Origin of the sequence: Acinetobacter sp. YH12201 (genome assembly GCF_013418145.1) — a bacterium.
GTDB lineage: Bacteria > Pseudomonadota > Gammaproteobacteria > Pseudomonadales > Moraxellaceae > Acinetobacter.
This window is the reverse complement of the sequence record NZ_VPCP01000095.1, coordinates 1-9,631: the sequence shown is the minus strand read 5'-3', so window position 1 is coordinate 9,631 and position 9,631 is coordinate 1. Positions and strand designations below refer to the sequence as shown.

Genomic DNA, 9,631 nt, shown 5'->3' with positions numbered 1-9,631 from the left:
GTTCAAATGGCTATTCTACGTTTGATTGGTTTTGGAAAAAAAGAAGAATTTAAGAAAGTGCTAGCAATTTTAAGAAAGAAAAAGCCTGATAGGACAAGGATCCTATGAAATTTGTCGTGTACAGAGCGTTTTTATTTAAAATGTGGTTTAAAAAAGCGCAGTGGATGTGCTCAATCCATTGCGCTAATGAAAAAGAATGATGATTAGGCTGGGATTTTTATACTGACTTACAATGAAATGCTTAACTCTGCTGCTCAGTTTTAGGAAAATTAAAATCATCCTCAACATTCATGCAGCACTTGAATCATGCGCTTTTCATGATTTTAAGCTTAGAGTTCAGCCCATTTACGCATTAAATTATGATAGAGATTGGTGAGTTTAATGACCTCTTCGTGCTTGTCACCCAACTGCATACGCAAGTTCTGAATGGACTGATCCAGATTAAACAGCATGTGACGTTCTGCATCATCACGGATCATGCTTTGTACCCAAAAGAAAGACGCGAGACGGCAGCCGGAGGTTACTGGCGTGACTTCATGCACACTGGTGGAAGGGTAGAGGATCATATCGCCCGCGGGTAGTTTAACCTCATGATAGCCATAGGTGTCTTCAACCACCAGGTCACCACCTTCATATTCTTCCGGGTCGCTTAAAAAAACCGTGCAGGACAAGTCCGTGCGTAAACGGTCGTTGCTGCCATGGATACGGCGGATGGAATTGTCGACATGAAAACCAAAAGCTTCATTGTTTTCATAACGGTTAAACAGCGGCGGAATAATGTCGAGGGGAATGGCCGCAGATAAAAATAAGGGATGCTGACCCAATGATTCTAAAATGATGGTACTTAAGTGATGAGTCAGGGGATGATCTTCAGGCAATTGCTGGTTTTGTTTAACTGTGGCAGACAGTGTACCGGCAGTGACTTTACCATTGACCCATTCAATTTTTGCCATTTCATCACGGAAATATTGAACTTGTTCTTTACTCAGGACATGAGGAATGTGATGGATCACGGCAATACACCTCTTTGGAAGAATGAATTCTTTTAGCTATAAAAATAGCCTCATTATTATGAGGCTATTTTACCCGAATCGCGGATAAGAAATTGACTTGAAAAATAAGAGGACTAGAGCCATCAGTTGAGTTACCACACCAAACTCACAACTCTAGTCCTCATGTTCAATAGTACCGAATTATTCTGCGTAATTGATGATTTCTTTCTTAAATTTGAAGCAACTTATTGGAAGTTCCTCAAACAATGCCATCATTCTGTAAGAATTAGACCTGCACATCTGACAATCTCAGAAATCTGCTTTATTGCCATTTGGTACAAATGTTCTTATTTCAATAATTTCAAAGCCTTTTTTACATGGCTGAAGGAAGATAAAAGTCATTTATTTAAGCACTTGCCTTGCTATCAACGTATGATTCACCTGATCAATATGCACCACTTAGCAATACATGCTTTAAATGTGGCACTGATGAAAGGTCAAGATAAACAATATTTATGGATTGATTCAACCACTTTACCAGTCTGTAAAAATCAACGCATTCAACGCCATAAATCTTTAGCCTCAATAGCATCTCGTGGTAAAAGCTCGATGGGCTGGTTTTATGGCTGTAAATTACATATCGCTATGAATCAATTTGGTGAAATCGCTTGTTCTGCTTTATCCAATGGACATATTTCTGACATAAAAATGGTTGAGCAATTGGTTGAGGGCTTAGAAGCAAAGCTTTATGGAGATCGTGGTTATATCAGCCAAGAACTAAAAACCAGGTTAAAAGATCAAGGGATTGATCTGATTACTTATCATCGGAAAAATATGCAGGCTATTCAACTATCTGCATCAGATGGATATCACTTAAAACAACGTAATAAGATAGAAACGTTATTCAGTTTACTGAAAGGACAATACAATTTAGTGACGAGTAGAGCACGTAGTATGCATGGATTTCTTAGTAGTATTTATGCATCGTTATGTGCATATCAATTATGTCATCAGAATAAGCCAACAATTCAAATTATGGAATCGTTGGCTTAAACAGGATTCGGGTTATTTTAGATTAAATCCATAATTAATTTATGGCTTTAATTGAGCTTAGTATTTGAAATTTAGCGATAATACTGCACTACGACCTTCTGCTTCAGTGGCGTAGTGAGAGGCATACGCTTTAGTGAAATAGCGTTCGTCCGACAGGTTGTTGACATTCAATTGCAGGTCAACATTTTCGTTAACGTTGTAACGTGCCATGGCATCGTAACGTACATAACCTGGAACGTATTTGGTATTGGCTAGGTCGCCATAGACTTTGTCCATTGCAGTTGCACCAGCACCAAGTTGAAGTTGCGGAAGAACCTGATAGGTTGTCCAAAGTGTAGCGCTGTTTTTAGGAACATTCGGCATTTGGTTGCCGTTAAATACCGTTTGGTCAGTACAGGTGGTACCGCGACAGCTGACGCCATTCTTGGTTGCTTCACTATCAAGATAGGTATAGCCTGCGCTGATCTCCCATTGATCTGTAATTTTACCGTTCAAGCCCAGCTCGATACCGTCAACTTTGCTTTCGCCAATATTACTATAAGTAGTAGGACTCAACTGGATACGCGCATTCTGCTTTTCAGTACGGAAAATAGCGGCAGTTAAATTCAAGCGATCTTGTAAAAGATCCCATTTGGTCCCAATTTCAAAAGTCTGGCTTTCTTCAGGATCCAAGTTGCTATATGCCGCGCCTATACCTTCAGAACCGTCACCGGCATCTACACCCACAGGGTTTGCAGATGTTGCATAGCTGGCATAGATTGAAGCATTTTCAACCGGTTTAAAAGTAAGGCCTGCTTGATAAGTGAAGAAATCAGTATCACTTTCTGTTGTTACTTTGTCGCCAGCTTGAGCTGTAGGGGTTGTTGCAGTCACAGCACTATTTAGTGCGCCATAGGTCATGGTTTGTTCAGTATTAAATTTATCCCAACGCACGCCCAAATCTAAAATCCATTGTGGATTGAACTCAATGCTGTCTAGGAAGTAAACGGAAGTGGACTTGGTTTGTGTATTGTATTGGTCTGCACCTTCAGTACTGATACTTCCTGTCCATGGTCCCCGATTAGGGTTTTGAACAGCAGTACACCAGCCCGAAGCAATATTGGCAGGGCTACATTTGTTGTATTCTGCACCTGTGGCAGACAAGCCATTAATAATATATTGGGTACGATCTGTTTCTTGATCTGAATACTCTGCGCCTAAGTTAAAGCTATGCTTTAAGGCACCAGTATTGAATTTACCGGTTAATGCTAATTGGTCGGTAAAGGTATCTGTATCGGCAACACGAGAGTTTACACGTGCCCATACATTACCGGTTTTATAAATGTTCCCTTGAGAATCATCTGGGTTGGTCCACAGATAATCATTTTTAGAGTTGTTATAAACAGCTGTATTTGAAATGGTTAGATTGTCAGTCAGGTCATGTTCTAACTTGATTGTACCCACCTGATTTTCCTGTTTCTGGAAATCACGGTCTTCCCAACCGTAGTAAATGCCTTGTTTGACATCAATTGGTTTTCCTGAATATTGGGAATATCCAGTTGGGTTGTTGTAGGGTACACCTGAATCAGGGGTATCATCTGTTTTTAGGTAGTAATAATTTAAAGTTGCACGGGTAGGGGTGTCTAAACCAAAAGTAATACTTGGAGCGATCCCGGCACGTTTGTATTCAGTCCCATCGGCTTGACCTGCTTTTTCATTGTGGTGTCCTAATACTGCAACACGCGCTGCAATACCATTACCAAAATCTTTGTTGCCATCTAGGGTAATACGCTGGTAATTATCGGTACCTGCACCAACAGAGCCTTCCAAAAAGTCACCTTTTTTTGCGACTTTAGAAATCATGTTAACGCTACCACCCGCAGCACCCGCACCACTTAAAGCAGAAGCTGAACCTTTAGTGACTTCAACCTGTTCTACAGCAAACATTTCACGGTTTTGTGAAGTCGCGTTGCGCACACCATCGACATACATGGAACTTTCTGAGTTATAACCGCGAATAAATGGACGGTCACCATTCGGGTTACCCCCTTCACCAGCCCCTAAAGTAATACCGGGCACTGTACGCAAAGCATCGCTTAAAGTTGTCACTTGAGTATCTTCAATCAATTGCTTTGAAATTACAGAAACTGATTTAGGCGTATCCAGCAAAGGAGCAACAAACTTGGAGTTGGCAGATTGGTCTACTTTTAAACCTTGAGCTGTTTCTGCTTCCGCCTGAGTATGAATAGTTTCAAGTTGAGCAACTTGATCTTGTGCAAATGTATTCGCTGACATCACTGAAAGTGAGGAAACAATCGCAGAAGATACGATTTTTTTGCGTGTTTTAATGAAGGCCATTTCGAACTCAAAAGGGTACTGTGAAAACGTATGAGAATAATAATGATTCTTATTTTTTATCACTATGAGTTATAATTGTAATTGGTAATCATTTTTAAGTTATCAATTTGTTTTTTGAATCAAATAATGTGGCTATTTAAAGTTAATTTATTGATTTATATATGTATCTTATATTTTAATGGTTTTTCTATTTTTAATTGGGAATATTGATGTTAATTTTTTTAACAGTGATATAGCCAATTACCAACAAAAATTTCATTTTGTATTCAATGTTTATGCTGAGTCCAAGCGTGTAATTCTACTTTTAAAGGCTATTCCTGATTTTAAGTAAATAATCTTTTTCGTAAAAAATAAAAACAGGGAATGCGATCATGAAATTTCTACTCAAAAGAGCTTTTTGCAGGAGGAACAGGGGATTTAGACAAAAATTATGAACTGTGGCTAAAACAGGGCTGAATGAGAACCACAAAAGATAGCCAGAAAAAATACTGAAATAAAAAGTATCAAACAGCGAAAAATAGGCGAAAGCGGTAAAAAAATATAGAAAATGGCGATGTTTATGCACTACAGATGTTCAAAGTTGTAATTAAGCCAGACTTTTATGATCAGAATACTTAAAATTTAATGGTTAAAACATCCGGTTTTGTATATCTTTCAATGTTGTCATATAATGTGGCACTTTCAAAATTGCAATTACTATTTCTATATCGAGGAAGCCATGCAAGTAACTTCTGAAGCGGTTTCGGGCGTTGCCCGTCGTTTAAATGTATCTGTACCGACGAGCCGTGTGAACGAGCAATTTGAAGCTCGTTTAAAACGCACTGCTAAAACTGTGAAGATCAACGGCTTCCGTCCAGGTAAAGTGCCTTTAAATGTAGTACGTCGTGAATATGGCGCAGGTATTTATCAAGAAGTTGTGAACGATGTAATTCGTGACACAGTATTCGAAGCGATTCAACAAGAGAAAATCAATGCTGTTGGCATGCCAAACATTGAAAAAGTTGAAAACAAAGAAGACGCTCTTGTTTATGAAGCAACTGTAGAAGTTTATCCAGAAGTTGAAGTGAAATTTGACGGCTTGGAAGTTGAACGTAAAGCAACTGAAGTCAACGACAAAGACGTCGATCAAATGATCGAAAACCTTCAAAAGCAACGTGCAAGCTGGACTGAAACCAAAGGCATGGCTAAAAAAGACATGCAAGTTACTTTCGACTTTGAAGGTACTGTAGACGGTGAAAAATTCGAAGGCGGTGCTGCTGAAGACTTTAAACTGGTTCTAGGTTCTGGTCGTATGATCCCTGGCTTCGAAGACGGTATCGTTGGTATGAAGAAAGGCGAAGAGAAAGTAATTGATGTTACTTTCCCTGAAGACTACCAGGCTGAAAACCTTGCGGGTAAAGCTGCTCAATTCAAAATCACTGTGAAGCTAGTTGAAAAACAAAAACTTCCAGAAGTTGATGCTGAATTCTTGAAAATCTTCGGTCTAACTGAAGAAGAAGGCGTTGAAAAATTAAAAGCTGACGTTCGTAAAAACATGGAACGTGAAGTGAAAAATGGTCTTCGTAATCAGGTAAAAGGCGCGACTTTCGATGCACTTGTAGCTGCAAACGAAGTTGAAGTTCCTGCTTCTATGTTGTCTCAAGAAATTGACCGTCAACGTCAACAAATGATTCAACAGTTCACTCAACAGTTTGGTGCTCAAGGTGCAAAAGCATTTGACAGCAGCATGCTTCCAGATGAGTTGTTCAAAGAACAAGCTGAAAAATCTGTAAAACTTGGCGTGTTGGTGAGCAAGGTTTTAGCGGACGCTAAAATTGAAGTTGATGCTGCTCGCGTTGAAGCTTACATCGAAGACATGGCTTCTTCTTACGAAGACCCAACTGAAGTGATTGAATACTTCAAAAATGACAAACAGCAACGTGCTCAAATCGAAGCTGTTGTATTAGAAGATCAAGTAGTTGATCACATCTTGGCATCTGCTAAAGTGACTGACAAAAAAGTAAGCTATGAAGACTTATTGAAAGAGCAACAAGCTCGTCAACAAGGCTAAGCTTAGCTGACCGAAAAAAGGCGCATCATGCGCCTTTTTTTATGTACAGGCTTATCGTGACCTGTCCTGAATTCACAATGCTTATATAAAAAATATCTGTTATTTAATTGGGAATATTTTGCATTTTCGGCAATTATCCCTCATATTGTGACTATGAGTTGAGTAACAAAAAATTTAGGAATAAATAACGTATGTATGTTCCAACAATTGATAACGCTTTAGTGCCAGTGGTGGTTGAACAGTCTTCTCGTGGTGAGCGTTCTTTCGATATTTTCTCACGTCTTTTGCGTGAACGCGTCATCTTCTTAACCGGTGAAGTTGAAGACAACATGGCAAATTTAATTGTTGCTCAAATGTTGTTTTTAGAAGCAGAGAACCCAGATAAAGATATACACCTCTATATTAATTCACCAGGAGGTTCAGTGACTGCAGGTATGGCCATTTACGATACCATGCAATTCATTAAACCGGATGTCGTGACATATTGTATGGGACAGGCAGCCTCTATGGGTGCATTCCTGCTTAATGCAGGTGCTAAGGGTAAACGTTATTGCCTGGAAAATGCCCGTGTGATGATTCACCAGCCACTAGGTGGTTTCCGTGGTCAGGCATCGGATATTGAAATTCACGCGCGTGAAATTCTATTTATTAAAGAACGTTTAAACCGTTTAATGGCAGAGCATAGTGGTCAAGACTATGAAACTGTTGCCAGAGATACTGACCGTGATAACTTTATGACAGCACAGGCTGCTAAAGAATACGGTCTCGTGGATGAAGTACTTACTAAACGTCCATAATTTTCAGATTTTTATATTGGAGTGAATATGTCCGATCATCCTCAAGGACAAAAGCATTGTTCATTTTGCGGTAAAACGCAGTCTGAAGTCGGGAAACTGATTGCAGGTGAGGACGCTTACATCTGTAATGAGTGTGTGGACGTATGCCTAGATTTAGTCCAAACCAGCCAGCAAGTTGAATCGGGCGATTGGGCGAGCAAACCGTTGCCTAAGCCACACGAAATTCGTGCCGCACTTGATCAATATGTCATTGGTCAGGATGTTGCCAAGAAAACGCTTTCAGTTGCAGTGTATAACCATTACAAGCGTCTAAAAGTGACCCATAGAGGCCATAAGCATGATGATGCGGTTGAACTGGCAAAAAGTAATATTTTACTGGTTGGACCAACAGGTTCAGGTAAAACTTTGCTGGCACAAACTTTAGCGCGTTTGCTTGATGTTCCATTTGCCATGGCCGATGCGACCACTTTGACCGAAGCGGGTTATGTCGGTGAAGATGTGGAAAACATCGTACAGAAGCTGTTGCAAAAAGCCGACTATGATGTAGAAAAAGCGCAAAAGGGTATTATCTATATCGACGAGATTGACAAGATTACCCGTAAATCTGAAAACCCGTCGATTACCCGTGATGTATCTGGTGAAGGTGTCCAGCAGGCGTTGTTGAAAATGATCGAAGGTACGGTTGCCTCAATCCCGCCACAAGGTGGTCGTAAGCATCCGCAGCAAGAGTTCATTCAGATTGATACCTCAAATATCCTGTTTATCTGTGGCGGTGCCTTCTCTGGTCTAGAGAAAATCGTGCAACAGCGTCAGGAAAAAGGCGGGATCGGTTTCACTGCTGAAGTGAAGAACAAAAATGAAACCCGAAAGTTGTCTGATTTGTTCCGTCAGGTTGAAGCAACAGACTTGGTGAAATTTGGCTTGATTCCAGAATTTATTGGCCGTTTGCCGGTCATCGCAACTCTGGATGAGCTGGATGAAGAAGCCTTGATGCAGATTCTGACTGAGCCAAAAAATGCCTTAACCCGTCAATATCAATATTTGTTTGATATGGAGCATGTGGATCTGGTATTTGAAGATTCAGCATTACGTGCCGTAGCGAAAAAAGCTTTGGAACGTAATACCGGTGCGCGTGGTCTGCGTTCAATTCTGGAAAATGCATTACTTGAAACCATGTATGATTTACCAAGCCGTACCGATGTCGGGACTGTGATTGTGAATGATGCAGTGATTGCAGGTGAAGCAAAACCGGTGTTAAAAGCAGAACGTCAGCCTAAATCAGAAACTGAAAATGCGGCTAAAGTAGATTTAAAAGTGATAAATTCTAAATCTGCTTAATTCGCTATTCGTCAGAAACGCGCGGAAAACTTGTGTTTTCGCGCGTTTTTTATTTCCAAAAATAAAACCTAATGTTAATCTCAAGAACTCGGCGTGGACGTCGAAATAAAATCAATATATAGCAAACAATGAAGTGCTTAATTCAGTTTAGTACAAAAATAAAAAAATACGCGGTGAGGGAAAATCATGCGTGGAGTCTGTATTGCAGTCTGTGCAAGCTTTATTTTATTGGGATGCCATGGCAAATCTGCTATGGAGCACACTCAAGCGACATCGACCTTAAAACCTGTCAATACTGAACATGAACCGGGATTGTTGGAACAGTACCGTTTTGGCATGTTTAGCATTGGTGCTTGGGTTAATCAAAAGATAGGACAGCGCTTTCAGCCAGTTCAGGCACAGAACGATCAGGCAGCCATTGTTTATTTATACCGTCCTGATAGTAAGTGGAACCGTCAGGAAATTGTGGCATCCAGCTTGTTTATCAATAGTGAACGTATTCCAAGTTTATTAAACAATCATTATTACTGGGTTGAACTGCCTGCCGGAACTTATCGCATCTCCACCAGCCGCCCCGTGGGTGTGCAGCATTTCCAAAAGCCCAAATATCTGGATTTTACCGTACAGGCAGGACAGTCTTATTTTATTAAGTATGATGAAGAAAACTTAACTACCCGTCGTGAAGTTTCAGGGCCTTTAATCTTGATGCCGGAAAAAACGGGCTTAAATGAAATCGCCTATACTCAGCTGAAGTCAGAAAGTTATAACTTTGTTGCGCTAGATCAAAATACCGGGAAGCAGCGCAAGAAAGCACAAAAACTGAAACCTGCAAAATATGATCCAGCGGAAGATGTGCAACTGACCCAACCGTTTAAGATTTGGAATCCACTGACGTGGTAATCGTCTTAATATAAAAAAAGCACCCTAATGGGCACTGCTGTCCCATAGTTTGCTTTAAATAAAAAAACCTGAGTCTAAATAGTTAAAATATGAGTGCAAACAAACACTTTAACTATAAATGACTCAGGTTTTGTCACATCAGAATACCGTATTTCATCAATTAC

At 40.1% G+C, this 9,631-nt stretch carries 7 protein-coding genes; 5 read left to right on the top strand and 2 right to left on the bottom strand.

All coding sequences use genetic code 11. The features are described from left to right. Window positions 1-329: 329 nt before the first annotated feature. Window positions 330-1,013, bottom strand: coding sequence for a Fe2+-dependent dioxygenase (locus FTU91_RS14285; RefSeq protein WP_180082603.1), 684 nt, complete (start codon window positions 1,011-1,013; stop codon window positions 330-332). Window positions 1,014-1,175: 162 nt separating this feature from the next. On the opposite strand from FTU91_RS14285, the gene FTU91_RS14280 reads away from it, so the two are divergent. After that, the gene (locus tag FTU91_RS14280) at window positions 1,176-2,045 is read left to right on the top strand and encodes an IS982 family transposase (RefSeq protein WP_180082601.1); all 870 of its coding nucleotides are present in this window, start codon (window positions 1,176-1,178) and stop codon (window positions 2,043-2,045) included. Between the two features lie 57 nt (window positions 2,046-2,102). On the opposite strand, the gene FTU91_RS14275 is transcribed toward FTU91_RS14280, so the two are convergent. Continuing rightward, the gene (locus tag FTU91_RS14275; RefSeq protein WP_180082599.1) at window positions 2,103-4,382 is read right to left on the bottom strand and encodes a TonB-dependent siderophore receptor; all 2,280 of its coding nucleotides are present in this window, start codon (window positions 4,380-4,382) and stop codon (window positions 2,103-2,105) included. A gap of 718 nt (window positions 4,383-5,100) precedes the next feature. On the opposite strand from FTU91_RS14275, the gene tig reads away from it, so the two are divergent. From tig to FTU91_RS14255, 4 genes are all read left to right on the top strand, one after another. Then, window positions 5,101-6,432, top strand: a complete 1,332-nt coding sequence (gene tig / locus FTU91_RS14270) for a trigger factor (protein ID WP_086195412.1) — start codon at window positions 5,101-5,103, stop codon at window positions 6,430-6,432. Between the two features lie 191 nt (window positions 6,433-6,623). After that, window positions 6,624-7,229: an ATP-dependent Clp endopeptidase proteolytic subunit ClpP gene (gene clpP / locus FTU91_RS14265; protein WP_086175809.1), complete on the top strand. Its 606-nt coding sequence runs from the start codon at window positions 6,624-6,626 to the stop codon at window positions 7,227-7,229. A gap of 27 nt (window positions 7,230-7,256) precedes the next feature. Continuing rightward, the gene (gene clpX / locus FTU91_RS14260) at window positions 7,257-8,567 is read left to right on the top strand and encodes an ATP-dependent protease ATP-binding subunit ClpX (RefSeq protein WP_180082597.1); all 1,311 of its coding nucleotides are present in this window, start codon (window positions 7,257-7,259) and stop codon (window positions 8,565-8,567) included. A gap of 186 nt (window positions 8,568-8,753) precedes the next feature. Beyond that, a complete protein-coding gene (locus FTU91_RS14255) occupies window positions 8,754-9,467 on the top strand; it encodes a DUF2846 domain-containing protein (RefSeq protein WP_086195414.1) in 714 nt (237 codons plus the stop codon). The last annotated feature ends 164 nt before the right edge of the window (window positions 9,468-9,631 follow it).